The 26,113-nt window shown below is 47.7% G+C and carries 21 protein-coding genes; 8 read left to right on the forward strand and 13 right to left on the reverse strand.

Annotated elements, in window-relative coordinates; all coding sequences use genetic code 11:
• Positions 1-125 precede the first annotated feature (125 nt).
• Genes helD through HII30_RS12105 form a run of 3 tightly spaced genes read right to left on the reverse strand, consistent with a single transcriptional unit; the run spans position 126 to position 4,252 of the window.
• Entirely contained in the window at positions 126-2,447 is a 2,322-nt protein-coding gene (gene helD / locus HII30_RS12095) for an RNA polymerase recycling motor HelD (RefSeq protein ID WP_169505389.1), read from the reverse strand.
• Positions 2,448-2,479: 32 nt separating this feature from the next.
• Positions 2,480-3,538: an FUSC family protein gene (locus HII30_RS12100; RefSeq protein ID WP_169505300.1), complete on the reverse strand. Its 1,059-nt coding sequence runs from the start codon at positions 3,536-3,538 to the stop codon at positions 2,480-2,482.
• Between the two features lie 42 nt (positions 3,539-3,580).
• The gene (locus HII30_RS12105; protein ID WP_169505301.1) at positions 3,581-4,252 is read right to left on the reverse strand and encodes a phosphatase PAP2 family protein; all 672 of its coding nucleotides are present in this window, start codon (positions 4,250-4,252) and stop codon (positions 3,581-3,583) included.
• A gap of 101 nt (positions 4,253-4,353) precedes the next feature.
• On the opposite strand from HII30_RS12105, the gene HII30_RS12110 reads away from it, so the two are divergent.
• The gene (locus tag HII30_RS12110) at positions 4,354-6,615 is read left to right on the forward strand and encodes a glycosyl hydrolase (protein WP_169505302.1); all 2,262 of its coding nucleotides are present in this window, start codon (positions 4,354-4,356) and stop codon (positions 6,613-6,615) included.
• Between the two features lie 86 nt (positions 6,616-6,701).
• On the opposite strand, the gene mnmH is transcribed toward HII30_RS12110, so the two are convergent.
• Both mnmH and selD read right to left on the reverse strand, forming a co-directional pair.
• Entirely contained in the window at positions 6,702-7,739 is a 1,038-nt protein-coding gene (gene mnmH, locus HII30_RS12115; protein ID WP_169505303.1) for a tRNA 2-selenouridine(34) synthase MnmH, read from the reverse strand.
• Positions 7,740-7,779: 40 nt separating this feature from the next.
• Complete coding sequence (selD, locus tag HII30_RS12120) at positions 7,780-8,829, reverse strand: selenide, water dikinase SelD (RefSeq protein WP_169505304.1); 1,050 nt, start codon at positions 8,827-8,829, stop codon at positions 7,780-7,782.
• 230 nt (positions 8,830-9,059) lie between these two features.
• Here selD and HII30_RS12125 point away from each other — a divergent pair, with 230 nt between their 5' ends.
• The 3 genes from HII30_RS12125 to HII30_RS12135 all read left to right on the forward strand — a co-directional run bounded on the left by HII30_RS12125 (position 9,060) and on the right by HII30_RS12135 (position 11,889).
• On the forward strand, positions 9,060-10,127 hold the full coding sequence (locus HII30_RS12125) for a permease (RefSeq protein ID WP_343045102.1): 1,068 nt from the start codon (positions 9,060-9,062) through the stop codon (positions 10,125-10,127).
• Positions 10,128-10,258: 131 nt separating this feature from the next.
• The gene (locus tag HII30_RS12130; protein ID WP_169505305.1) at positions 10,259-11,398 is read left to right on the forward strand and encodes a peptidyl-prolyl cis-trans isomerase; all 1,140 of its coding nucleotides are present in this window, start codon (positions 10,259-10,261) and stop codon (positions 11,396-11,398) included.
• A 143-nt stretch (positions 11,399-11,541) separates the two neighbouring features.
• Complete coding sequence (locus tag HII30_RS12135; protein ID WP_169505306.1) at positions 11,542-11,889, forward strand: LytTR family DNA-binding domain-containing protein; 348 nt, start codon at positions 11,542-11,544, stop codon at positions 11,887-11,889.
• 98 nt (positions 11,890-11,987) lie between these two features.
• Here HII30_RS12135 and HII30_RS12140 read toward each other — a convergent pair whose 3' ends face one another.
• On the reverse strand, positions 11,988-14,024 hold the full coding sequence (locus HII30_RS12140) for a catalase (protein ID WP_169505307.1): 2,037 nt from the start codon (positions 14,022-14,024) through the stop codon (positions 11,988-11,990).
• Between the two features lie 183 nt (positions 14,025-14,207).
• On the opposite strand from HII30_RS12140, the gene HII30_RS12145 reads away from it, so the two are divergent.
• On the forward strand, positions 14,208-14,948 hold the full coding sequence (locus tag HII30_RS12145; RefSeq protein ID WP_281363479.1) for a YwaF family protein: 741 nt from the start codon (positions 14,208-14,210) through the stop codon (positions 14,946-14,948).
• Between the two features lie 53 nt (positions 14,949-15,001).
• On the opposite strand, the gene HII30_RS12150 is transcribed toward HII30_RS12145, so the two are convergent.
• The 5 genes from HII30_RS12150 to HII30_RS12170 form a co-directional block, all read right to left on the reverse strand.
• On the reverse strand, positions 15,002-15,991 hold the full coding sequence (locus tag HII30_RS12150; RefSeq protein WP_169505309.1) for an aldose 1-epimerase: 990 nt from the start codon (positions 15,989-15,991) through the stop codon (positions 15,002-15,004).
• A gap of 106 nt (positions 15,992-16,097) precedes the next feature.
• On the reverse strand, positions 16,098-17,795 hold the full coding sequence (locus HII30_RS12155) for a glycerol-3-phosphate dehydrogenase/oxidase (protein ID WP_169505310.1): 1,698 nt from the start codon (positions 17,793-17,795) through the stop codon (positions 16,098-16,100).
• A 163-nt stretch (positions 17,796-17,958) separates the two neighbouring features.
• Positions 17,959-19,449 carry a glycerol kinase GlpK gene (gene glpK, locus HII30_RS12160; RefSeq protein ID WP_169505311.1) on the reverse strand — a complete coding sequence of 497 codons (1,491 nt, stop codon included), beginning with the start codon at positions 19,447-19,449 and terminating at the stop codon, positions 17,959-17,961.
• A 76-nt stretch (positions 19,450-19,525) separates the two neighbouring features.
• Positions 19,526-20,086 (reverse strand): glycerol-3-phosphate responsive antiterminator, encoded by a 561-nt coding sequence (locus tag HII30_RS12165; RefSeq protein ID WP_169505312.1) that lies wholly within the window; start codon positions 20,084-20,086, stop codon positions 19,526-19,528.
• Positions 20,087-20,107: 21 nt separating this feature from the next.
• Positions 20,108-21,532: an NAD-dependent succinate-semialdehyde dehydrogenase gene (locus tag HII30_RS12170; protein ID WP_169505313.1), complete on the reverse strand. Its 1,425-nt coding sequence runs from the start codon at positions 21,530-21,532 to the stop codon at positions 20,108-20,110.
• 319 nt (positions 21,533-21,851) lie between these two features.
• On the opposite strand from HII30_RS12170, the gene HII30_RS12175 reads away from it, so the two are divergent.
• Positions 21,852-22,457 (forward strand): nitroreductase family protein, encoded by a 606-nt coding sequence (locus HII30_RS12175; RefSeq protein WP_169505314.1) that lies wholly within the window; start codon positions 21,852-21,854, stop codon positions 22,455-22,457.
• A gap of 404 nt (positions 22,458-22,861) precedes the next feature.
• Here HII30_RS12175 and HII30_RS12180 read toward each other — a convergent pair whose 3' ends face one another.
• Positions 22,862-22,963: a sporulation protein YjcZ gene (locus HII30_RS12180; protein WP_169505315.1), complete on the reverse strand. Its 102-nt coding sequence runs from the start codon at positions 22,961-22,963 to the stop codon at positions 22,862-22,864.
• A gap of 91 nt (positions 22,964-23,054) precedes the next feature.
• Positions 23,055-23,765, reverse strand: coding sequence for a nucleotidyltransferase domain-containing protein (locus HII30_RS12185; protein ID WP_169505316.1), 711 nt, complete (start codon positions 23,763-23,765; stop codon positions 23,055-23,057).
• Between the two features lie 174 nt (positions 23,766-23,939).
• On the opposite strand from HII30_RS12185, the gene HII30_RS12190 reads away from it, so the two are divergent.
• Both HII30_RS12190 and HII30_RS12195 read left to right on the forward strand, forming a co-directional pair.
• Positions 23,940-24,647: a class I SAM-dependent methyltransferase gene (locus tag HII30_RS12190; RefSeq protein ID WP_246246332.1), complete on the forward strand. Its 708-nt coding sequence runs from the start codon at positions 23,940-23,942 to the stop codon at positions 24,645-24,647.
• A 178-nt stretch (positions 24,648-24,825) separates the two neighbouring features.
• Positions 24,826-26,076, forward strand: a complete 1,251-nt coding sequence (locus tag HII30_RS12195; protein WP_169505318.1) for a methyl-accepting chemotaxis protein — start codon at positions 24,826-24,828, stop codon at positions 26,074-26,076.
• The last annotated feature ends 37 nt before the right edge of the window (positions 26,077-26,113 follow it).

A 26,113-nucleotide genomic window follows, 5' to 3' on the forward strand; every position in this document is an offset into this window, starting at 1 on the left:
CTAGCCATATTTTGCTCTTGATTGCTTTTGAACTGATCGATAATAGGTATAAAGGATTTCCTCAACTCCCTTTCCTGTTCAATAAAAATAAGACCGCTGATCTGGCGGTCTTATCTTTAATACGTTCACGGTAGAAACTTACTTTTTTCACCCGTGTAATAGATATGAAGCTCATGCATCGCCCGGGTACAGGCTGTGTAAAACAGCTTCCGCTCTGTCTCCCGGTGGTAATGCGCATTGGAGCCGTTGTAAATAATAACGGCATCGAACTCAACGCCTTTGGCCAAATAGGCAGGAACGACAAGAATGCCTTTTTCAAACGCCGGTGTTGACTTCGTGATCAATCGTGCCTGCATCTGCTCAGACAACACCCCGTGTACCCTGCGGCTCTCCTCTTCAGTCTTGCAGATCACCGCCACATAATGATAGCCCTTCTCTTGGAGTGTCGCGATATCCTTCAGGATGTTGGTATGAAGCTCATACTCATCTGCTGCCGGAATCACTTCAGGTGCTTCGCCGGGACGATTGAAAGGTACGATCTGTTCTCCACCCGGAATCATGCTGCGTGTAAATTCTACAATGTTGTATGTAGAACGGTAGCTGCGTGTTAACGAAATCACTTCGGTTTCATCTTCTCCATAAAGACTGACGAGATTATCTAACTGCCCCAGCTCTTCACCGTGAGCGTAAATCGCCTGATTTAGATCGCCCAGTACGGTCATTTTGGCTCTGGGGAACAGTCTTTTCAGAAATTCCAGCTGAAAGATCGAATAATCTTGTACCTCATCGATGATAACGTGCCTGATTCCAGTGTTTGTGCGGAATCCCTGGAGCAGTTCCTTCAAATACAGTAATGGCGTAACATCTTCGTACAACAACGCTTTGTCAGCGATCTGGTTTAATGTCTGGGTACTGATCTCTGACCAGCTTTTCGGCAGCTCAGTACCTTCTTCCAGCAGCTCTTTCAGCATGTAAGAATCTTGAAACAGCCTGCTGTAGAGTCCCTTTACATCGACAAACCTGTAATTTTTAATCCAGCGTCTAAGCGGCTTCAGCCTGCTGCTCACGACCATTTTGGCAAGAGCCTCTTTTTCGGCATCAAAATCGTTGAAACTGGTCTCGTTCTTCTGCTGCTTTCTCCGCATTGTTTGAAATGCTCGATGATAGTCATCGGGATCCATCAATTCAATCTGGTCTTCCACCCACTTCGATTTTCTTTCCTCGACCGAAAAGTCAGATAAATGCTTAAGCAGCCATTCCCTCATTAAGTCAAGGCGATTGGCCATTTTGACAGAAGCGTCATAGGTGTAAAATTGCGACACCATCTCTTCTGCACTGATAATAATCCGTCCCTGAAAAACGATCGGGCGGAACATCATATCCCGTGATTGCAGTCTGTCCTTGTATGAAGTAATGATATTTAAATAGCTGGCACCTGATTTGAAGGCGATCCCTTCCCTGCGAGCCTGCTGCTGAGCATTTTCTTCAGTATTCAATAAACTTTCTGTTTGAGAGAATACATCCTCCAGATCAAATTCCCGTCCCAGCCGATGCTCCAGGTACTGCTGGAATGTCGTCTGCTGCATATTGTCTTCGCCCAGCTCCGGAAGCACGGTGGAAACATAGCTGTTAAACAAGGGATTTGGTGAGAAGAGGATCATCTGGTCCGCCTGAAGGGTCTCACGATATTTATAAAGCAAGTAAGCTACTCTTTGAAGGGCTGCTGAAGTCTTCCCGCTTCCTGCTGCTCCCTGAACAATGAGCATACGGGTCTTATCATTACGTATCACAGCATTTTGTTCCTTCTGGATTGTAGCGACAATGTTCTTCATACGGTCATCTGCACTGTGGCTTAAAACCTGCTGCAGCAGTTCGTCACCAATCGTGACTCCGGTATCGAACAGAACTTCGATCACCCGATCCCGAATCACGAATTGACGCTTCAGACTCATCTCCCCTGTAACCATGCCTGAAGGGGTCTCATAACGGGCTTCACCTGGTGAACCGTCATAATATAAACTGGAAATGGGAGCCCGCCAGTCATAGATGAGGAAGTTTTCCATGTCCTCATCCATCAATGATCCGATGCCGAGATAGATGGTCTCCGCCTGGTCCTCTGTGGTCTCCCGAAAATCGATTCTTCCGAAATAAGGGGACGAGACGAGCTTGCGGTATTTCTTCAAGGCCTTGCTTGACTGCAGGTGACTGCGTTCTCTCTCTGATAAAACCTGAGACTGCTGACGCAGATTGGTCGAAGTTTCTCCCAGATCATCGGGATTGCTGAAGTTGACGGTTACCTCGTCCCAGAAATCTTTTCGCATTTCGATCACATCACCGCGGACATCGCCTACTTCTTTTTCAAGCTGAGTGATCTTGCTGCCAATACGTGCTGTAACGTCAGTGACACGCGCCTGCTCATCCTTCCAATCCTGCTCGTCGATCGCCATTCTTAAAACCCCTTCTTTCATTTGTTGCATTTTTATTTTTTCAACCAGGCCATAATGCTGTGGCTGTCCTTCTTCCGGTCAACAAACCGTGAAATATGGTCCCCTACCCGATTCAGTCTCTCCAGCGTATGACCGTAATCAAACATTGCTGCCGCTACGACGGCAATCCGGAACCCGGTTGGAGAGGTGTTCGAGATACCGGCCATATCATCCATAAATCTCTGGTTCTCCAGGGCCATACTGCTGGCTTCTTCTTCATTAGGCTTAAGTTTATCTTCAAATTTCCACAGGATATGCTCATGGAATTTAATCAGTTTTTCCAGATGGTCATCATATAAGCGGTCAAGTTCCTCCGACCTTTGAGCCTGAAAATAATGATTATCTACGGCAGTAAGCACCTCATATCCTTTTTGCAGAGAGTTCAGAAGATGCTTGTATACCACGAGCTGCCTGGATTGGCTGTATTTGGGCCGCTTCAGCTTTTTCTGCTCCTCTTCGAACAGTGCATATTTGTCACTCAGTGACTTGATCGAACCTGACAGATTGTTCAGCTCCTCACGGTATACCGAATCCTTCATCTCATGGGAAATGGCCGTACGGAGCAGGAGCGACATTTTCACAAAAACCAGATGAATTTGCTTGAAATACTGTTCTTTCGGTTTTGGCGGAAATACCAGAATGTTAATTAAAAATGCCGAAACGATACCAATTAATGTTAGTATAAAACGGTTGAGTGCAAAATCCCATTGACCTGAAGCTTCCATCACCGAGATGACCGTAACGAGAGTCAGTCCGATCGTTTCACCCATATTCAGCTTGATACAGATCATGATGACGAGGATACATACCAATCCGACCGAAATCGGCTGACTCGATAAAAAATAACCCCACAGCATCGCAATGACCGCGCCAAGTGTGCTCGTTTGAATCTGATCCAGAAAGTAGCGCCATGACCGGTAAATGGACGGCTGCATCGCAAAAATAGCTGCAATCGCAGCACCTACCGGCGAACTCAGGCTGAGCAGCATTGTCATATACAGTGCGAGCGTTACGGCAAGCCCTGTTTTAATCATCCTTGCACCGAAGGCCATACCCCGCCCCCCTTATTCATTTCCTTCCTCATGACTTATGCATTATATTGTATCTTGTATCGATTTTTCAATCTTTGCTTTCCGGTACTTGTACCATCCTATATTAAACAAAAGCCAGGCCAAGCTTGCTGCAAAGCCGCCTACAACATCACTTGGATAATGAACGCCGAGATATACACGGCTGAGGCCGATACACAGGATCATAAAGGCACCCGCTGCAGCAAGCACTGCTTTTCCGAAGCGTGCAGAAATCTTTTTCCACAGAAGGTAAGTCAAGATGCCATACAGAGAAAAAGCAGCCATGGAATGTCCACTCGGAAAGCTGTATCCGGTAATTTCAATCAATCGGTTCACATCCGGACGAATGCGTTGAAAAAGCAGTTTCAGGATCAGATTCAACACCTCAGATCCCAGGAGAACAGATACAAATAGTTTGACTTCCAGACGCATTTTTTTTACCGCATACAGATACCAGAGAATGATTACCGCAATGAGGATAATGGGACCTTTCGAACCAATAAAAGTGAAAGCTTTCGCTATATCGGTCAGCATTGGATTCTCAGTTCCCCGTACGATGCCGGTAACGAAAATATCAAACCGAAGCTCTTGATGGGCGAGAACCCAGGCTGCCAGCACAAAAAATATTAGTGTACTAGCCAAAGAACTGATCCAAATCCAGCGGATTCGGGTACTTATATATTGTTGCGTTCTCATCTTGTATCTCATTCCTTCCGCCGACCAGTCTTTACTGCAATGTATCATTGGTTCATTATCTCTTAAACGAATATGATTTGATTGATTCAGGAGGTTCATGCATGAAAAGCAAGTTTTGGCTTTCTACCGCTCTAATTGGAACACTGACGGTCTTTGCTGCAGCCCCTGCAGCTGCATACACAGGAGAAGTAAAAACCGGCTCCGGATCTTATACTACGGTCATGCCGCCGGCTGCTCTTCCCATTTCATCATCACCTTACATAACCGAAAATGTAAAAGGTCCATTACCTACGAGTCAATGGTGGAGCAGCCTGGCCTGGGATTCGTACTCTGAAGCACAATACCCGCATCCGCTAGCCGTGAAGCATGAAGAACAAGGCATGAGGATTTATAATCCGGGTCCAAATCTTACGAATGATAAATCCGTGATTGATGGAACATTGCCGGCAGAGGGAGATTTTATCGCTGGCCATTCCGGGGCAAAAACGTTTCCAGATGCCCGAACAGACGGCTTCAGTGACTGGTTTGTGAATGCACATTATGAAAACAATGAGCATGCAATGAATATCCGTTACGGGCATGGATCACCTTATCTATTCTTCACTTATTCCGGAGGCGGACCTTCTCTTAACTTCGCATCTCCACCCGAAATTTGGTATGGCAATGAAAACAGTTCCGTACTCGGAATCACGGCAGGAAAATCGCATTATGCTCTGTTCGCACCTTCGGGAAGTACTTGGGAGGGGACGGGTACGAGCCAGCTGCTCAGCGACCTGAACGGCAAAACCTATTTCTCCATTGCTGTGCTGCCTGACAACCAGCCTCAAACGCTGGAAAAATATCAACAGTATGCTTATTCTCATATTGTCGATACTGAGATCTCATGGACTTATGACGAGCAGACCAGTGAGATCCACACCACCTTTAAATATGTTACCGAGCCCAAGGAAGGCACCCGGCGGGGTACATTGTTCGCTATGTACCCGCATCAATGGAAGCATTCGTCGGATGCAAAGCTTCCATATGAATACCGTTCTGTTCGCGGAACGATGAAAACCGGGGAAGGCAGCAAATTCAGCACCTCGATGACTTATACAGGTATTCTCCCTTACCTCCCGGCTAATGAAAGTCATACATCTGACCAGATGCTGAACTATGTAGAAGAAGCCGCAGGCGAATTGTATATAGGAGCTGCAGAAACGTATTCAGCGGGCAAGCAGCTCGGAAAGCTTGCTTCACTCATTCCGATTGCCGAACAGAGCGGAAAGATGGAAGCGGAGACCTACTTCCGCGGGGAACTGAAGACACGCCTGGAAGACTGGTTAACTTCTTCTGAGGAGACCGGCTCGCTCAATATGTCACAGTTATTCTATTATGACCGTAACTGGAGCACCCTTATCGGTTATCCTGCCGGATACGGAAGCGATACCGAGCTGAATGACCATCATATCCATTACGGTTATTTTGTTAAAGCGGCTGCCGAAATGGTTAGGCACGACCCCAGCTGGGGGAACGATGAGCGTTTTGGTCCCATGGTGGAGCTGTTAATTCGGGACATGGCTAATCCGGACAAAAGCGACAATCAATTTCCGTTTCTGCGGCACTTTGATGTCTTTGCCGGCCACTCCTGGTCATCCGGAACGGCCAGACACGGCAGCGGCAATTACAGTGGAGCGTCCGGTGAAAGCATGAATGCCTGGTCTTCGATCATCCTTTGGGGTGAAGCTACCGGAAACTCAACGCTTAGAGATCTCGGCATTTATCTCTATACCACCGAGATGAATGCGATCAAAGAATATTGGTTTGATCAAGGTGGAACTAATTTCCCGGAAGACTTTACTCCAGCAGGAGCAGCAACAATCTGGGGAGGGAAAACGGAAGGGGATTCCACACTGTATTCAAGCAATCCTTTAGAAGTACAAGCAGTCAACTGGCTTCCGATCACAGGGTCCTCCCTGTATCTGACCCACTCCCCGGCTCTGGCGGAGCAGCACTATAAAGAGCTGCTTCAGAGCCAGGAAGACATGGATTCAAGCGCATGGCCTGACCTGCTTTATATGTATAGAGCGATAGCAGCACCAAAAAACGCTCTGTCCGGTTTTGACCAGCAGGCGCCGCTGTTTATACCAGAACCCGGTAATTCCAAAGCGGCAGCTTACGCCTGGATCTCGGCCTTGGAATCTTTAGGGAATCAGGATGAGTCCATCACCGCCAATACAACCTTCTATGCCGTTTTTGATAAGAACGAACAGAAAAGTTATGTGGTCTATAACATGTCGGATGAAGTCATCACAGTCTCCTTCTCTGATGGAACGACCTTACTTGCAAAGCCTAAAGATTTTACGATAAAAAAATCATCCTGATTGGCTGAGATTAAAAAGTGTCCCCGGCGTTCGTAAGAACCGGGGACACTTTTATGAGTTGATTTGGGTTTGCACTGCTGCACAATCTAGTGAAAACGCTGCTGCAGTATGCTTTTAATATGCTCAGCAGCTTCTTTTGTATTTTGAGCGTGAACCACAATTTGCTTGTTTTCATCATAGAGCCGGGCGGAATGGTCATACTTCGGGTCGTAATAGTGAACAAGCAGCAGCCGCACCGCTTCGGCAAATGAATCTTCCTTCAGGCAATTTGCAATCTCTGCCGCAACTGGCGTGTGGATCCGCTCCTTGATCCGCTGAAATGCCTGGATGCACGCTTCCTTGTGCTGCTCAGGGTGATAATCTTTCAGAATTTGCGCAACCCGCTGTTCCATCGGCAGCTGCAGAATGATCGCGGTTCCGCCTTCTTTTTTCTCCATGAGAAATTCAGGCAGTACGACCTTCCCAATCCGTTTGCTTTCCGCTTCCAGCAGCACATATGGACTATGGGACAATTCACGCAGGCTTTCATAAAAGTGAGCATCAAATGTTTTTTGATTATGGGATGGCAAACCGATATGCCCAAAGATTGACCCGCGATGACCAGAAAGCTTTTCCAGATCAAGTACAGGATATCCTTCACTTTTCAGCTGCTGCAGGATCTCGGTTTTACCAGTACCCGTAAAGCCATGCAGGACCACGGCCTCCATGTCCATTCGGGTATGTGCCAATGTGTCTACAACCAGCTTGCGGTAAGCTTTGATCCCGCCCTGGATGCGCTTCACATGGATATCCATCAGTGACAGCACTGTTGCAGCTGTTCTGCTCCGCATGCCGCCTCTCCAGCAAAAAACCGCTTTATCGCCTTCAATCTCCTTGAATTGACGAATAAAAGACGGCAGCTTGGCCGACATGATTTCCAGACCGCGTTCCTTGGCGGCTTCCACGCTGACCTGTTTATATAAAGTTCCGATTTCAGCCCGCTCTTCATCATTGAAGACCGGAATATTCAAACTTCCCGGAATGGTTGAATCCCGGTACTCTGAAGGGGATCTTACATCGATGAGTGTTATTGTTTTATGATCTTTTTGCTGAATCCACTCTTCCACCTTGATGTCTTGAAACATGCTCGTACACTCCTTTGCTGACACACAAAAACCTCGGCTGCTACTCTACAACAATTCTACCTGGATGTTCTTCGCTCACGATCCCGATTGCGGCAGCCTCCAGACCTGCTTGTTTCAGCTCCTGAAGGAGCTGCTCTCCTTCACTGCCAGCGACAGAAATCAGGAGACCTCCGGAAGTTACAGCATCACACAATATCCAGCGGTCGATCTGGTCCATGGAATCGGGAAATGAAATCTCCTCTTTCACATGATCGTGATTATTGCGAGTGCCTCCGGGAATGACGCCGGATTCAGCCAATTCACGTACTCGAGGAAGTACAGGCACCTGATCAAAAGAAATTCTGATACCTGTACCGCTGCCCTTCGCCATTTCCAAGGTATGCCCCATCAATCCAAAGCCTGTAACATCCGTACAGGCATGCACATCGTAATTCTCCATAACTTCTGCTGCAGTTTTGTTCAGCTGTGACATCACGGCGGTTACTCTGCGTATTTCGTCGTCATTCAGCAGATCTTTCTTGATCGAGCTGGACAAAATGCCGACACCAATCGGCTTCGTCAAGATCAGTACATCCCCAGGCTTGGCGCCTGCATTTGTGCGCACTCTGTCCGGATGAACCGTGCCCGTAACCGCCAAACCGAACTTCGGCTCCTTGTCATCAATAGAGTGACCCCCGACAAGTGTAATGCCAGCTTCCTGCAGCTTGTCACCAGCTCCTCTCAGGATGTCTGACAGAACCTGCTTGTCCAGCACTGTAATCGGAAATGCGACGATGTTAAGCGCCGTCAGCGGTTTGCCGCCCATGGCATAAATATCACTGATCGCATTTGCAGCGGCAATTTGTCCAAACGAGTATGGGTCATCGACAATCGGTGTGAAGAAATCAACCGTCTGCACGATAGCCAGTTCGTCTGTAAGCCGGTAAACACCAGCATCATCACTGGTTTCCAGACCTACGAGCAAATTGGGGTTAGGCACTGCCGGGGGCAGCGTACGGATCACTTGAGCCAGATCGGCAGGGCCGATTTTGCACCCGCATCCTCCCTTGGAGGAAAATGAAGTCAGTTTTATTGTATTGGATTCAGTCATATGTTTAATCCTTCCTTTCTACGCAACAACCCCGGATCTGCTGCAGCTTCGGGCCGCCGCCTATATCCGGGGATCATTTCTTTACGATTACACGCATGATTTTTGAAATCATGCACTTCTTGTATTATAGGTAATTATAATAGGGAAGTCCATGTCCATTGTAAACCCGGTTGTGATATAATACACTGCCTGAGTTTTTAGTTTTATACAAGATACGGGGGTTAGATATAGTGACATCTTCAAACGGCACGCTGAATGCCGGCTCATTTAAGAGCAAAAAAGCATGGTGGCTGGTCATCCTGTTTATACTCATTACGGTGGCGGGGCTGACTTATGTCAAATGGTGGCCATATTATGGCAAGGCCTTAAAGGCTGCTGCTGACCATTCCATCGGTTCTTCTATACTGGATTCGGGCCTGAGCGCCCGGTCTCCATCCTGGCAGGCTGCATGGGATTATGCCCTTGTTTATTTTAATGCAGTCTGGAAAGCAGCGCTGCTCGGTATTCTTCTGGGTACGCTGGTGCAAACCATGCTGCCTTCCCAATGGCTGCTTAGAGTGCTGGGACAACACACTTTCAAAAGCACAGCCGCAGGCGGTCTCGCTTCCGTTCCCGGCATGATGTGCTCCTGCTGCGCGGCGCCTGTTGCCATCGGGATGCGCAAGAAAAAAGTATCAATTGGGGCCGCGTTGGCGTTCTGGATCGGAAATCCGACTATCAACCCAGCTGTCCTTATTTTTATGACCTTTGTTCTCTCATGGGAATTCACGCTGCTGCGGCTTTTATTTGGTATTGTATTGACCTTTGGAGTCAGTTATCTGGCTAACCGGTTTGCCGATGACCGTAAAACGGTGAATCTGGACACCCAGGTCCAGGAAGATGCAAGTGATTTGGGACCATGGTGGAAACGATGGCTCTCAAACATCGGCACCATGCTCCTGCGTGTCATTCCAGCATACCTCTTGGCTGTACTGCTGATGGGAGCCCTTCAGGTGTGGATGTTTCCGCAAGTTGGTGAAGCAGCAGGCAATGGCATACTGATAATTCTGTTCTTTGCCGTCATGGGTACCCTGTTTGTCATTCCCACAGCTGCAGAAATTCCGATTATTCAGGCCTTTATGTCTGTCGGTCTCGGTGCCGGCCCGGCGGCAGCACTGCTTCTGACACTTCCGTCCGTGAGCCTGCCGTCTCTGCTTATGATGCGCAAATCATTTCCAGCAAAAGTGCTGTGGTTCGTATTGTGCTCCGTTATCGTTCTTGGTGTCTTATGCGGTGTGACGGGAATGCTCATCCTTTAAACAGGTTCCATATGTCATTCATTCGTAATTTTTTATGAATTCTTAAGGTAAGACGCCTTGTAATCTGTTAAAGTGATTAAAAAGATAAGTACAACCCATTATTACAAGCAGTTGAAGGGAGTCAATGATTGATGAAAGAAAATGAGAATCAGCCATCAAACGACAGACAGAATGAGGAACTATTGGATCAAGACCGGGAACACAACCCTGACGTGTTGACAAGTTCCGATCATAACGGAACCTTTGATAACGAACGTGTATCTCCTGTTCAAGGTGCAGCTTCGGGTTCACCGGGTTATCCTGAAGAACGGCAAGGAGGCGGTTCTGGAGGCGGCAAGGGCTGGATGGTTGTATCCCTCCTGCTGGCTGCTGCTTTAATCGTGGTATTCATTGTGCGTCCTTTTGGCAAGGAAACCGGGAATGAAGCAGTAGCCTCCGTAAACAATGTAGATATTACGAAGGACAAGCTATATGATTCTCTCGTCGAAGCAGGCGGAGCTCAGACACTGGACGGTTTGATCACAGAAGAGCTGTTAAAGCAAGAACTCGGTAAAAAGTCCATTCAGATCTCTGATGATGAGATTACACAAGAAATTGAATCTGTTAAAAGCATGTTCCCATCCGAGGAACAATTTAATACTGCTCTTGCATCGAGCGGCATGACCATGGATGATCTGAAAGATCAGACCAAGATGCAGCTGGAGCTGACAAAACTTCTCGGTGACAAAGTCAATGTGACCGATGATGAAGTTAAACAAATGTATGATCAATACAAAGACAGCTTTGCTACACCGGAGCAGGTCCGTGCTTCCCATATTCTCGTAGAGACAGAAGAAGAAGCTGCCGATATTATCAAACAGCTTGACGAGGGTGCTGACTTTGCCGCCATCGCTGATGAAAAGAACGAAGATGGGACGAAAGGAAAAGGCGGCGACCTTGGGTTCTTCGCAGAACAAGGACAAATGGATCCGGCATTCTCCGAAGCCGCTTTTAAATTGGAAAAAGGCGCGCACAGCAAAGAGCCTGTAAAATCCTCCTTCGGTTACCATGTCATTAAGGTTACAGACCGCAAGGAAGCGACCAACCCAACTCTGGAAGACAAGAAAGAAGACCTGCGCAAGCAGCTGGTTTCTACAAAAGTCAGTGAACAATCCGGGCCTTTCCTTCAGGAGCTGAAGGATAAAGCTAAAATTACGAACACGCTTGAAGAGAAAGAAGAAGCCGCAGACCCTGCAGCAGAAGGTACCGAAGAACCTGTGACTCAGCCTTAATCACAGCATCGATATACAATTAGCCCCTCATCTTTCGAGGGGCTTTTTTTTCATGGAAGTGAAAAAACTCTTCCACCATCCGGAAAAACATGTTAATATGTAAGCGTTATCAAAAAATGATAATGTCTAAAGGGGGAATCAGAATGATAATGTACGCACCTGGATCCAGAAATGTTTATGAGGACTTCGTGGTGGAGACGGACATTCTGTTCTTTAAGACCGGTACACACAGCTTGGTCAGCTTCCACGGCAAAAATTATAATATAAAGAAAAAAATGACTGCCGATCAAATGACCGCACTTCTCTCCGGTAAACAGTTTTTCAACGTCGGAGGAAATTGTTATGTTAACGTTGACAAGGCCACTGAAGTGGAGCAGGGAATCGTTTACTTCGGAGATAAATCACCGACATCAAAGGTTCTTCGGATTCCAAGATGGAAACAGGAACAGCTTAAGCGCCTGATGTCCGCCAGTAAACATCCCGCCCTCTAGCATCACTCCTGCTACATGAAGTAAAACTAAAGACATGGTAGTGTCAGAGACTCATCCCGACACTGCCATGTCTTTGTTTTCAGTCTATATTCCTATTATTAACGATCCCAAAAACGGTGCTGGCTGATTGCCTGGGTGAAAGCCTCTACAAACGTTTTCGAATCTTCATTGGTTATGACGCCAGGCTGGCCTTTCAACTTCTCCTCTTTCAACAAATGAGTGCCATCTTGTGCAGCACCAATCGGTTTTTTATGATTGAATGCTTCACGGATGAAATACCGCACCTGTTCATTGAAAGGCTCAGAGTTCTCCTTGCTGCCAGCGAAATAAATCGCATCGAACATGACAGAATCAGCGGTCTGAAATGTGTATTTAACCTCTAATGATTCTCCCGAACCTTGGAGCGGTGAAAGCTTTGTACTGATGATTTCAGGCTGCAGGCCCTCTGCCTTCAGTTTGTCCAAAATCATGGACAATTCCTTGCTGTCCACTCCATGTTCTGCAATAACGCCTACCTTACGTGTAGCCGGGTTCATCTTGGTATGAAGCTGACTCAGTGCCGGGGACGATTTCGTAACCTGACTTTCTTCAGACTGCGGCGGGTTTGCACCGATGTTGTCTGCAATCTCTGAAGCCATCTTCGTATTGACGTTACCGAACATATCGACAACTTGCTGTCTCACATCTTTATTCATCACCTTGCCCAGCTCGAAGGAAAATGCCTGAATAATATGCTGCTTCTCTGGTTGAGACATACTGTTCCAGAACAGTCTCGCCTGTGAAAAGTGATCCTTGAAGCTATCGCTGCGGCTCCGGACTTTACGTCCCTCCACCTTTTCCTGATAGTGAGCATAACCGCCTTCAGCCTCAGGTACGGGTGCTGGAGTATTGCTGGCCAAAGAGTTTCGATGATAGCTGACCGGTCCTTTATTAATCGTCTGGCGGCCGTATCCATCCCGCTGGTTGTTATGAAAAGGACATACCGGACGGTTGATCGGCAGTTCATGAAAATTAGGTCCACCCAAACGGATCAGCTGAGTATCTGTGTAGGAGAACAATCGACCCTGAAGAAGCGGATCATTCGAGAAATCAATGCCAGGTACGACATGTCCAGGGTGGAAAGCGACCTGCTCCGTCTCGGCAAACACATTATCCACATTGCGGTTCAATGTCATCTTGCCAATCAGCTTGACCGGCACTTCCTCTTCCGGCCAAATCTTGGTAGGATCCAGAACATCAAAATCAAATTTAAACTCATCGTCTTCTGTCAGCAGCTGAACTCCCAGTTCATATTCAGGGAAATTTCCCTGATCAATGCTTTCCCAAAGATCGCGGCGGTGAAAGTCGGGATCCTTGCCGGCAATTTTTTGTGCTTCATCCCACACCAGGGAATGCACGCCCAGCACAGGCTTCCAATGAAATTTCACAAAGTGAGATTTCCCTTGCTCATTGACAAACCGGAATGTATGTACGCCGAATCCTTCCATCATACGCAGGCTCCGTGGAATCGCGCGATCGGACATAGCCCACATAACCATATGTGCAGATTCCTGATTGTTTGCAATAAAGTCCCAAAACGTGTCATGGGCTGTGGAAGCCTGAGGCATTTCGTGATGCGGCTCAGGTTTAATTGCATGAACCAGATCCGGAAACTTGATCGCATCTTGAATGAAAAACACCGGGATGTTGTTGCCTACCAGATCATAGTTGCCTTCCTGGGTATAAAACTTGGTCGAAAAGCCTCGTGCGTCGCGCACGGTTTCCGCCGATCCCCTGGAACCGCCCACAGTCGAGAATCTTACAAATACCGGTGTTTTAACAGACGGATCCTGTAAAAATCCGGCTTTGGTATAATTCTTCATGGATTCATATACTTGGAACTCACCATGAGCTGCAAACCCACGGGCATGTACTACACGCTCTGGAATACGCTCATGATCAAAATGCGTCATTTTTTCACGGAAATGAAAGTCCTCCATCAATGTAGGCCCACGATCTCCGGCCTTGAGCGAAAACTCATCTTCAGACACTTTCAGTCCTTGATTCGTTGTTAATGCCTTTCCTTCGTCACTAACACTAAACTGTTCCAATTGCTTCTGCTTACTGTTCTCATCCTGTTGGCGCTGATTGCTCATATACATTGATTCCTCCTTTTAAAACCTCATATCCATTACCCGATGGCAACCAAGGTTAATCAAATAACTCCTCAATAAAAGCCCTTCGTGGTAAAATCCTTAGGAATCGTGAAAAACGTATGTTTATCCTGACACGAAAGGAGTTGATTTATTATTCCTGACTATTTAGATCCTTTTTACCCGCTGAGGTTTCAAGCTTTTTCACTACAGCATGTAGTGGTCATCGGTCTCTTGATGGTCTTAATTCTTGGACTTTTTCTGCTCAGACACCGGATAGCAGCAAGACCGAGGATAAAGTCCCTGATTCGCCGGCTGCTCATTGCGGCTCTCTTGCTGCCTGAAGCTGCGCTTCAAACCTGGTACTTGACTGCAGGGATATGGGACCGTTCTACCTCGCTTCCGCTGGAGCTTTGCAGTTTGACCATGTTTCTAGGTGGCATTATGCTGCTTACCGGGAATCGCTTGTTATATGAGATCCTTTATTTCGCAGGGATCGGTGGTGCACTGCAGGCCGTCCTTACGCCGAATCTGGATTATCCTTTCCCTCATTTTCGGTTCATTCATTTTTTTATCGTCCACATGGCGATCATACTTGCTCCGCTTTATATGACCTGGATTGAGGGTTATCGTCCCCGCTGGATGTCTATTTTACGAAATATGATCTTTCTCAATGGTGCAGCCCTTCTCGTAGCTGCCGTGAACTGGGCGATCGGTTCCAACTATATGTTTCTGATGCATAAGCCCAGCACACCATCTGTACTGGATTGGCTCGGACCTCATCCTGTCTATATTCTGGCAGAAGAACTCATCGCGCTGTTGTTATTTACCGTGATGTATATGATTTTCTTTTATCTGCCTGACCAGATGCGTCAAAAACGAAGGAAGAAACGGCCTCCAACGTTCTCAACAGGCAAATCGATATAAAAAAAGCGCAGGAACGCCGCTCACACGAACGTTCCTACGCTTGTCCTAACTTGCTATTTCACATAAATTCTTGAAGTCTCTTCCCAAATTTCACCCGGCTGAAGACCGAAAAGACCAATTTCATCTGCCGGAAGATCAACGTTCGGTGCGTTAACCAGATTGATCTGCGGCTCCGGACAGAAAAACCCTCCGGCCGCACCGTTATTCCATACCATCCACTGTTTATATGAAGTACCTGCATCATAAACCAGTGTTTTGCCAATGGCCCGATCTGTTAATTCCATCCGGTTCCGGCCATTCTGAGGTGCTGCTGTATAATGGTTGTCCATCTCGGCCCAAAAAGGATTTACGCCTTCTTGTTTCAGCTGCTCCTCTTTTCCTGTCAATGTTTGAAATTTCCCGGTTGGCAGCATTCGCTCATTGAGTTCCCAGCGCTCGCCAATCGTTATTTTGGCCAAACAGTCCTCCGGGGAGCTCTCTGTTGCAAAAGGGGCACTCACTGCCGTATGAAACGCCAGCAGACATGGCATGGAGTTCTCGCCTTCATTACGGATGAATACATGCTGAGAGAGTCCATCCTGACTGAGTGTATACCGCAGCTTGAAGGTGAACTGATGCGGGAATAACGCATATACTTCATGCTGCTGATCAATACGGACGCTCACGGTCACATAGCTTTCGTTCTTCGTTGTCCCGTACTCTTCCACCTGCCAAGGAATGGTATGCAGGAAGCCGTGCAGATGATTTCCCGTGTCCTCTTCATTCACAGGAAACTGATAGGTTGTCCCGTTCCACGGAAACTTCCCATCTTCATATCGATTTGGAGGGAACAAGACAGGAATTCCGTGAACGCCTGGGTTCTGCTTAAAGGAATCCATCTCCTGTTCACCCGGCTCACGCAAAAAGCGGTAACCGTTTTCCAAATCACGAAAGGCAATCAGATTGCCTCCGACAGCGGGCAGAATGGCTGCCTCATAAGAACCGTACTGGAGCCAAACAGCAGGCTCGCCTTGATACATGCCTTCATAAGCTTTAAGATTCATTAGTCGGTCTCTCCTCTCCAATCATTACCTTTTATAGATTACCATAGGGAGAGACCAGTTACTACAGCGCCATGCCGGGAAGAAGTCTTACACGACACCTTTGAATTTATCCCTCCATTACAGCAAGTTCTGTACGGGAGCGACTGGCTGCGAGTTGAATTTCACGCTCTAACTCTTCACGGTAGCTGATCTTCTGCTTTTCACTCCAGCCCAGCATCGAGGCCATGCATAACGTGACAGGCTTCTCCCACTGAAGTGTCCAATCGATATTAAACAGAAGGGATCCCGTTCGGCGAATAAAAAAGTCGACCGGCTTGGCAGCCATCTCCTGTGTGATAGCGTACAGCAGCGGAACATAGACAGAAACCGGCAGGCCGAATACAGCACCTTCCTCGCCGGACTCCCGCGCCAAACGGAACAGTTCTTCACTATTTGATCCATACATGGTAACCCAATGCTCAGCAAGTTTGCGATCGATACCTTGTTTCACACCGACCTCTGTCTGTTCCCGGATAAACTCGGGAAAATGAGCCGACCCCCCGACTTTCCCGCCGGATATCGGAAGATGCTTCGTCTGGCAAGGGCCGAAAGATGCTCCTCCACGTTCTTGAATTCGCTTGACGACGAGCTCCAATACCATATCCGCCATTTTGCGGTATCCGGTCAGCTTGCCCCCTGCAATCGTAATCAGGCCGGAGGGAGACTCCCATACTTCATCCTTCCGCGATATTTCAGACGGATTTTTTCCTTCCTCCCAAATCAGAGGCCGGACGCCGGCCCAGCTGGATTCCACATCCGCCGGTAATAATTGAATATCTGGAAACATATATGTGATCGCCTTTAAAATATAATCACGATCCTGTTCTGTCATATACGGGTTCTTTGGATCTTCTTTGTATACGGTATCCGTTGTGCCTACATAGGCCTTTCCGTTTCTCGGGATCGCGAACACCATACGCCCGTCCGGTGTATCGAAATACACAGCCTGCCGGAGCGGGAATTTGGACTGATCAATGACCAGATGCACACCCTTTGTCAGTTGAAGCATCTTCCCCTTCTTGGACTGATCCATCTCCCGGACACGGTCCACCCAAGGACCTGCGGCATTAACGATCGTTTGCCCTGTTCCCCCAATTTCTTTACCGTCCAGCATATCTTTGACAGTTACCCCAATAATACGGCCTTCCTCATCATATCGAAGCGAATCTGCCTTGGCATAATTGAGCAGGACGGCACCGCGGGAAGCGGCTTCTTTCAGGACTTCCAAAGTAAGGCGGGCATCATCTGTACGATATTCCACATAATAGCCTCCGCCTTTCAATCCTGCCTGTTTTAGCAGCGGTTCACGACGCAGGGTTTCTGCAGCAGAGAGCATTGAGCGGCGTTCTCCCTTTTTGACACCTGCCAGAAAATCATATACTTTGAGGCCGATCGACGTGCTGAACTTGCCAAAAGTCCCGCCTTTGTGAATAGGAAGCAGCATCCATTCCGGAGTTGTGACATGAGGTCCGTTCTCATAGACCACGGCTCGTTCCTTACCGACCTCGGCAACCATACCCACCTCGAACTGCTTCAGATAGCGAAGGCCGCCATGTACCAGTTTTGTCGAACGGCTGCTCGTTCCTGCAGCGAAATCCTGCATCTCCAGCAGCAGAACACGCATACCGCGCGTGACGGCATCAAGGGCAATTCCAGCCCCTGTAATGCCACCGCCGATAATAATCAAATCATAATGAACGTCAGACAATGTTGAAAATGTCGTACTCCGATTCAGACTGGAAAAGGATGTTGGGGCTTGTTTCATAATGATTACCTCCTGTTGTTCTAGGTATATGATTGTATAAGAACACAAAAAAAGAGACCACAAACGCGCCGCATTCCCTCTCAGCAAGGGATGCACGACTCCTGTGGTCTCTCCAGATCTCCAGACAAATATTAACTTGGTTATTAGTATACCATAAATAATCCTAATGAAAAGCCATTGCTGCAAAAACAGCTTTTTTCCATCCTCCGTACAGTTTGGACCGTGTCTCTTCATCCATGGATGGCATGAATGTACGGTCCAATGTCCATTTGCTCCGAATTTCATGCTGATCTTTCCAAAACCCTACAGCCAGTCCGGCCAGATAAGCCGCTCCGAGTGCTGTAGTTTCGTTGACGAGCGGTCTCTCCACCGGCACATTAAGGATATCACTCTGGAATTCCATAATGAATGTGTTCGCCACCGCACCTCCATCGACACGCAGAGATTTAATGAAACAGCCTGAATCCTGCTCCATGACGGAGAGCACATCTTTGGTCTGATATGCGAGGGCTTCCAGTGTAGCACGGATAAAGTGCTCCTTGGACGTACCGCGAGTCAATCCAAACACCGCACCGCGGACTTCACTGTTCCAATACGGGCTGCCAAGTCCGACAAATGCTGGAACAACATACACACCTTCAGAAGATTCAACTCTTCTGGCATAGGGTTCACTGTCTTTCGCCTCCCGGAACATTCGAAGCCCGTCACGGAGCCACTGTATCGCTGAACCCGCTACAAATACACTGCCTTCCAGAGCATACTGTACCTTGCCATCCAATCCCCAGGCAATTGTGGTGATCAGTCCGTGTTCCGACTTGACCGGCTGATCCCCGGTGTTCATCAGCATAAAGCTGCCGGTTCCGTAGGTCGTCTTGATCATGCCCTTCTCAAAACAGGTTTGGCCAAACAGCGCCGCCTGCTGATCACCCGCTGCCCCGGCAATCGGCACTTCACTCCCGAAGAAGTGATACGGAATGGTTTTTGCGTAGACCTCTGAAGAAGCCCTGACCTCCGGTAGCATGGCTTTGGGAATGTCCAGCATCTTCAGCAGTTCTTCATCCCATTCCAGTTCATGAATGTTGTACAGCATAGTACGGGACGCATTCGAATAATCAGTTACATGAGCTCTCCCGCCAGAAAGTTTCCAGATGAGCCAAGTGTCAATGGTGCCGAACAGCAGCTCTCCCTTTTCGGCGCGGGCCCGTGATCCCTCGACATGGTCCAGAATCCATTTGATTTTTGTACCGGAGAAATATGGATCAATTAACAGTCCGGTTTTTTCGGAGATGATATCCTTGTACCCGTCTTTGATCAGCTGATCACAGATATCCTGCGTTTGACGTGACTGCCAGACAACCGCATTATAGATCGGTACGCCAGAGGACTTTTCCCAGACCACCGCAGTTTCCCTTTGGTTCGTAATGCCGATCCCGGAAATCTGTTCGGTTTTCACGCCGTGTTCGGACAGGCAGGTAGCGATCACCGCCAGGATGGAGCCCCATATTTCATTGGCATTCTGCTCGACCCATCCCGGCTGAGGGAAGTACTGGGGAAACTCCTTCTGCGCTGAATATACAGCCTTGCCTTCTGCATTGAATAAAATAGCGCGTGAGCTTGTCGTTCCCTGGTCAAGCGCCAATATGTACTGTTCCATCTCCCCGTTCTCCTCTCAGTATTCTGTCAAACAACAGATTAAGTGCAGATGGAAACGTTGTCAAATAAGAATCATATTAATCCGGCTGATAGTAGTCGAACAATTCCCGGCTGGATGTGGTTACAGCAAGCGCTCCAGCCGCAATGGCTTCTTCCACCTGCTGCGGAGTCCTGATCAGCCCGCCTGCAAAGATAGGAATGCCTGTACGGTGGTACACTTCATCAATCATATGAGGCATAGCTCCTGGAAGAACCTCAATGTAATCCGGCCGGGTTTTCTCCAGCAGTGCATAATTTTTCTCCAAAGCCAAAGTATCCAGCAGGAAAACCCGCTGGATGGCCACAATACCTTTCTGCTTCGCCTTCAGGATGACGCTCGAACGGGTAGATATCAATCCGTCCGGGCGAATTTCCTGACATAAATATTCGGCAGCGTATTCATCATTTTTGAGCCCCTGAATTAAATCTGCATGCAGAAACATGGATGTTTCAGACTGCCGGATCAGCTGATACATTTGTCTCAGGCGGGCAATATGAGTATCCAGCAGCACGCCATACTGATACTTGCTTTCCAAAATCTTTTCCAGCTGCTTCATCTGCTTGGCGGCTGGCAGGATTTTCTGACCTTGAAAGCTCATTCATCTCTTCTCCTTCCAGCATTACAAACCGAGTGAGATATATTTGATTTCCAAAAACTCCTCAATACCGAAATGACCGCCTTCTCGTCCCAGACCGCTTTCCTTAAATCCGCCGAACGGTGCCTGAGCCGTAGATGGAAGAGGATCATTGACGCCAACAATGCCGTATTCCAGTGCTTCAGCGATTCGTACCGCTTCGCCCAGATGTTCTGTGAATACATAGGCAGCTAGTCCATAAGAGCTGTCATTGGCCCGTTCCACTGCCTCTTCCACTGTCTTGAATGTTGTGATTGGCGTCAAAGGACCGAATGTTTCCTCATTCATACAAAGCATGTCATCATGAACATTGGTGATAACTGTTGGACGGACATACGGCCCCTCTTGTTCCTGTCCCGGTTGTTCACCCGTCAGAACGATTCCGCCTTTCTGCACAGCGTCCTCAATCTGGCGTCTTACCTTTTGTGCAGCTTTTTCATTGATCAGCGGACCGATCTCCGTCCCCTGCTCCAATCCGCTGCCTACTTTCAGCTTCCCGGCCAAGTCCGCAACCTTGGAAGACAATGTTTCTGCGACGGATTCGTGAACATATACCCGGTTTGTGCAGACACAGGTTTGCCCGGCATTGCGAAACTTGGATAAAATAACACCTTCCGCAGCCTTGTCCAGATCAGCATTTGCAGTGACGATCAGAGGTGCATGTCCACCAAGCTCCAGTGACAGCTTTTTAAGTGTTTGAGCCGCCCCTTCCATGAGTTTCTTGCCGACAGCGGTTGATCCTGTGAATGACAGTTTGCGAACCCGGCTGTCTGCCTGCCAGGCTGCACCGATCTTGGATGAATCTCCAGTGACAATATTGATTACACCGGCTGGAATTCCCGCCTCATGAGCAAGTTCTGCCAGCTTCAGCGCCGTGTACGGCGTTTCCTCCGAAGGCTTGATCACGATTGTACAGCCAGCCGCGAGTGCAGGCGCTGCTTTACGTGTTACCATGGATGCCGGAAAATTCCATGGCGTGATTGCTGCAGTGACACCGACAGGCTGCTTGGTAACCAGTATTCGCTTATTGGGAGAAGAAGCGGGAATGGTTTCTCCATAGACCCGTTTACCTTCTTCTGCATACCAGCCAATAAAGCTGTTTGCATAAGCAATCTCTCCTGCGGCTTCCTTAAGCGGTTTTCCCTGCTCGGTCGTCATGATTTTAGCCAGCTCGTCCGTATGTTCTTCAATCAGTTCGTACCACCGGCGCATCAATTTTCCACGCTCATCTGCTGTAAGTGCAGACCAGCCCGGAAAGGCATTCCATGCGGCATCGACAGCCTGCTGTGCTTCCTTTTCTCCCCCAAAAGGAATTTGTCCGATCACCGTCCCGTCAGCAGGATTTCTTACATCTATCATCTCTGAAGCGGATACCCATTCTCCGTTAATATACATAGCTTCTTTAAACATGTTATCTGCCTCCTTGTAGATCTTATGAGCTTCTATTATCCAACAAGTCCAGCTTGAATATCAAATTCATGTTTAATGAGAATGTAAAATGATTAAATGATTAAATGATTAAATACACTTGACAGTGTAATCATCTTTATATTAAGATTCTTACGTAACATAAATATCTTACATTTAGTAAGCGACGAACAAGTGACGTATTGAGAACACACAAACCAAGAATGCTCCTCCTTTATCGCGTATATTCAGGGGTGAGCAGGAAAAGCTTAATGCAGGAAACGTTTAAACTACGAGTACACATTTCAAGGAGGTACCTACCATGTCCAAAGATTTTATTTCTGCCCTTAAGAACCGTCGTTCCTATTATGGAATCAGCAAAGAATCCGTCATCTCTGATGAGCGTATTCATGAAATTGTGAATGAGGCTGTTAAATACACGCCTTCGGCCTTTAACTCTCAAAGTGCTCGCGTTGTCGTTCTGCTTGGCGAACAGCATGATAAACTGTGGAACCATACCGAAAATATTTTAAGAGAAGTCGTTGGCGGCAGTGAGGAACAATTCAAATCCACGTCTGAGAAAATGGCTGGTTTCCGCGCAGGATACGGTACGGTTCTCTTTTTCGAAGACAGCACAGTGATCGCGAACCTGCAGGAGCAGTTTGCCGCTTATGCCGAGAACTTCCCTGTATGGTCGCAGCAATCGAACGGCATGCTCCAGCTGGTCGTCTGGACTGCTCTGGAAGCAGAAGGTCTTGGCGCATCCCTGCAGCATTACAACCCATTGATCGACGAAAATGTTAGAATTGAATGGAACCTTCCAGAGAACTGGAAACTCGTTGCACAAATGCCATTCGGTAAACCTTCTGCACAGCCAGGCGATAAGGAATTCAAGCCGCTCGAAGAGCGCGTTAAACTGTTTAAGTAAGCTTGATTATTGCTGCACATAGAAGTGGCGGTATTCTGGGTCTTCCCCAGGATACCGCCACTTTTTTCTGTTTTGTAGACGCTGCGGGTACGAAGCGTTCCTCCCATCGCTCTTGCGCTCTAATGATTATTCTGAAACCACTCAGACCGCTAAGGGGTGCTTCCGACTTTGGCTTTGTTTTGAGGATGCATATGCACAAACTAGCGGAGTGAACGAAACGATTCCGGACAAGCGGAGCGGTCGCCTTTGCCCCCGATTTTCTACCTCGCTAATATAATTCTAAGAAAATCGGGGGCAACAGCGATGGGAGGAACGTTTCGTTTGCGCAGCGTTCTAAAGCACCAAACAGAAAAAGAAAGGCCACCCTAAAGGGCAGCCCAGTCTTCCGAAAAATTACGGGTTATTTAAACGAAGAATGCTGAAGTGATGATGACCAGAAGAATAAAGAGAACCAGAATTACACCCGTAGTTGTTCCCCAAACACCACCGCCATGACAAGCGCTCATGAAGATCCCTCCTGAGATATGTTGTGTGTGATCAAGTCACAATGACAATATATTCTCCCGGACATAATGCGCAACGGCATATGCCCAGCTGTCAAAAACCTTGATCTTCAAACCCTTTCAGAAAAGGTCCTCCGTAAGGAGCCAGGATGTGTTCCGACAGTTGAAGAATGGGCTCTTTATCGTTATCCACGTACAGAAAGGTTAATGCTTGATCCATTCGTTCTGCTGTCTCAGGATCATGACGTTCCAGCAGCCGGAATAGTGTTTTTCCTTCACCGATCCAATGCTGCCTGACCCGAAGATGAAATTCGCATAGCAGGATCGTTAACTTCTGAGCAGTAAACCAAATCTCCACAGGCCTGGTTAAGGATCGCAGATCCATCATATACTCGGTAATGGCATATCGGCTGACATCAAGATCATAGCTGCTAAAGGGCATAGGACCGTATTCCAGATCGCTTTGCGCGGCTTCGCGAACCTTTAATCCTTCTGGAGTAGAAGCAATAATGATCCCTTCGGTTAAAATACGCTGCAGGGTAGGATTTCCTGACTGGACTCCGGCATCAAACATGTCTTCATATCCTGCACTGTTTAGAAAGAACAGCTCCACAATCCAGTCTTCCACTGCAATGGTCTTACGGGCATAAGACTCGGTAACAAGATCATCCACAATCACAATATCCAGATCGGAATATTCATTATGTTCCCCTCTTCCAGCACTTCCTCCAAGCACTGCCAGCAGACAGTTCGGATACTGACTGAGCACCAAGCGCTCAGCTACCGCTTTTGGTTCGTTTCTCATGGTCATCCCCCCCTGAAATTTTGCGTAGTTCCTTCCGGTATTCTAAAAAGGGCTCTTATTTATTACATTCAGCGAAAACCCCGAAGGTACCATCATCATATGGTAAATAAACGAGACACTTTACTCATACAAAATGACAATTATGGAGGGAATGCACGGGTGAATTATATTAATATGCTATCCAAACTAGGTATGGGAAGCGCTCATCCAGGCGGGTTTGAAGCTACTCTCCGCCTGTTCCGAAATGAATCCCTGCCTGCAGGAAGCCGCATCCTTGAAGTTGGCTGCGGCACCGGGCGCACTGCCTGTTATCTGGCAGAACAAGGCTATTCTGTCACAGCTGTTGATCTGAATGATCAGATGCTGGCCAAGGCCCGCACCCGTTCCTCCGCGATGGGCGTCGAGGTGGACTTTACAAAAGCCGATGTGTGCTCCCTGCCTTTTGATGCCGGTCAGTTCGATATCGTGCTGGCTGAATCCGTGACCGTATTTACGGACGCAGCTGCCTCATTGTCAGAGTACTGCCGGGTTCTCAGCCCAGGTGGAGCGCTCTATGATCGTGAGCTTCTTCTTGATAAACCAATGCCCGCAGACTCCTTACAAGAACTGCAAACCTTCTTCGGCATCCCACGGCTCATGCTGCGTGAAGAGTGGCACCAGCATCTCATGGCCAGCGGCTTTTCTGCTGAGCAAACCCTGGAGTACAACCATTTCACAGAGCAGCTGAAACAGGAGCAAACCCGACATCTCGACACTTTTGAATTGCGGGACGAAGGTGCCCTGCTGGATCTTGGATTATGGGAAACCGTATTTCAACATGATCGAATGATTTTGAATAATACAGATTATCTGGCTTCTGCTTTATTTAAAGCCGTCAAATAATACATGGCCAACATCAAATGTATGCAGCTGTCCTGAAGGACAGCTTTTTTCATGAGAATAGACTTAGATATTAAGACCTATTTTCGTGAAATTTTATAAATCTTTATATCTACTTTTGTCGACTGATGCTATAATCATGGTAAATATATCCTATGTTTATTAGGAGGGGGACCTAATTATGAACTGGTTAAACAAACTGCCGATCTCCGGTAAAATCAGAGCTGCATGCTACACCATCGCTGCCTTGTTTGGAATTCCCATGCTCTTATCTTTTATTTGGCTGAACAGGCCGATCGTGGGTCTTATTCTCGTCGGAGCACTATTTTTGGTTACGCTTCCATTATCGCGATTGGTCGAAAGAACCCTGACAGACTCTTTTTCTGATATCAGCAGTGTGTCAGCCAAAATTGCTAAGGGTGATTTCACTTATAAAGTGGAAGAAGTCGGAGGCATGGCTGATTTAAGCCGCACGTTCAACAGCATGGTGGACAGGCTGCGAAAGATTTTGCAGGAAACGTCGGATATTACGAAAAAAGTAACCAAGTCCAGCCGGGATATTTCAGATAAGAACCAGGAGCTGATTCAGGTCATGACTCAGGTTTCCCATTCGTCGAATGAACTTGCCATCGGGGCTAATGAAATTTCGGAGGATGTAGCTGAAATGACAGGTTCGATCCGTGAGATTGAAGACAAAGTCAGCAATTATACCTCTTCTACACGTGAAATGAACCAGCGCAGTCTCCTTACCCTGGATCTGGTAGATCAAGGCCGGGTTTCAGCGGCCAAACAATCAGAAGGTATGCAGCGAAATATATCCGCGACAGAGAAGGTCGCTGAATCGATCGAAGCTCTCTCCCGAAATGCTCAAGGAATTACGAAAATTACAGAGACCATTTCAGATTTGGCCGAACAAACCAACCTGTTATCCCTCAATGCTTCAATCGAAGCCGCACGTGCCGGTGAACATGGAGCCGGTTTTGCTGTTGTTGCACAGCAAGTACGGAAGCTTGCCGAAGAGTCAACGTTATCCACACGTGAAGTATTTAATCTCGTGCGCAGCATTGAGCATGATGTCAAACTCGCCGGCCAGAACATTAAAATCAACGAAGAAGTAGTACGTCATCAAACCGAAATGATTCAGGAAGCGGAACTCATATTCACCAGAATGGTAGACAGTGTTCAATACATAACGGATCAGATTGCCGCATTCTCCAAAGAGAGTGAATCGATGCTGGAAAGCGCACAGAACATTTCCGCTGCCATACAGAATATTTCAGCCATAACCCAGCAATCCGCCGCAGGTACACAGCAGGTATCGGCATCCATGAATGAAGGCATTGTCTCCATGCAAAAGATGGCGGAAGAAGCTCAGGCCATGACCGACGCCGTGTTCCAGCTGCAGAAGACCATCAATATTTTCAAATTCTAAAATTAATAAAGCGCCGCCCCTCCAGATTCTGTCTCTT

The organism is Paenibacillus lemnae (genome assembly GCF_012933385.1).
GTDB classification, from domain to species: Bacteria; Bacillota; Bacilli; order Paenibacillales; family Paenibacillaceae; genus Paenibacillus_AQ; species Paenibacillus_AQ lemnae.

Excerpts from the sequence above, each read along its gene's own strand:
- mnmH (WP_169505303.1), bottom strand. The coding sequence starts at position 7,739 with ATGTTTCAAGACATCAAGGTGGAAGAGTGGATTCAGCAAAAAGATCAT.
- HII30_RS12185 (WP_169505316.1), bottom strand. The coding sequence starts at position 23,765 with ATGAGAAACGAACCAAAAGCGGTAGCTGAGCGCTTGGTGCTCAGTCAG.
- HII30_RS12130 (WP_169505305.1), top strand. The coding sequence starts at position 10,259 with ATGAAAGAAAATGAGAATCAGCCATCAAACGACAGACAGAATGAGGAA.
- HII30_RS12175 (WP_169505314.1), top strand. The coding sequence starts at position 21,852 with ATGTCCAAAGATTTTATTTCTGCCCTTAAGAACCGTCGTTCCTATTAT.
- HII30_RS12140 (WP_169505307.1), bottom strand. The coding sequence starts at position 14,024 with ATGAGCAATCAGCGCCAACAGGATGAGAACAGTAAGCAGAAGCAATTG.
- HII30_RS12190 (WP_246246332.1), top strand. The coding sequence starts at position 23,940 with ATGCTATCCAAACTAGGTATGGGAAGCGCTCATCCAGGCGGGTTTGAA.
- selD (WP_169505304.1), bottom strand. The coding sequence starts at position 8,829 with ATGACTGAATCCAATACAATAAAACTGACTTCATTTTCCTCCAAGGGA.
- HII30_RS12165 (WP_169505312.1), bottom strand. The coding sequence starts at position 20,086 with ATGAGCTTTCAAGGTCAGAAAATCCTGCCAGCCGCCAAGCAGATGAAG.
- HII30_RS12135 (WP_169505306.1), top strand. The coding sequence starts at position 11,542 with ATGATAATGTACGCACCTGGATCCAGAAATGTTTATGAGGACTTCGTG.
- HII30_RS12150 (WP_169505309.1), bottom strand. The coding sequence starts at position 15,991 with ATGAATCTTAAAGCTTATGAAGGCATGTATCAAGGCGAGCCTGCTGTT.
- HII30_RS12180 (WP_169505315.1), bottom strand. The coding sequence starts at position 22,963 with ATGAGCGCTTGTCATGGCGGTGGTGTTTGGGGAACAACTACGGGTGTA.
- HII30_RS12105 (WP_169505301.1), bottom strand. The coding sequence starts at position 4,252 with ATGAGAACGCAACAATATATAAGTACCCGAATCCGCTGGATTTGGATC.
- HII30_RS12170 (WP_169505313.1), bottom strand. The coding sequence starts at position 21,532 with ATGTTTAAAGAAGCTATGTATATTAACGGAGAATGGGTATCCGCTTCA.
- helD (WP_169505389.1), bottom strand. The coding sequence starts at position 2,447 with ATGGCGATCGACGAGCAGGATTGGAAGGATGAGCAGGCGCGTGTCACT.
- HII30_RS12110 (WP_169505302.1), top strand. The coding sequence starts at position 4,354 with ATGAAAAGCAAGTTTTGGCTTTCTACCGCTCTAATTGGAACACTGACG.
- HII30_RS12155 (WP_169505310.1), bottom strand. The coding sequence starts at position 17,795 with ATGAAACAAGCCCCAACATCCTTTTCCAGTCTGAATCGGAGTACGACA.
- HII30_RS12100 (WP_169505300.1), bottom strand. The coding sequence starts at position 3,538 with ATGGCCTTCGGTGCAAGGATGATTAAAACAGGGCTTGCCGTAACGCTC.
- HII30_RS12195 (WP_169505318.1), top strand. The coding sequence starts at position 24,826 with ATGAACTGGTTAAACAAACTGCCGATCTCCGGTAAAATCAGAGCTGCA.
- glpK (WP_169505311.1), bottom strand. The coding sequence starts at position 19,449 with ATGGAACAGTACATATTGGCGCTTGACCAGGGAACGACAAGCTCACGC.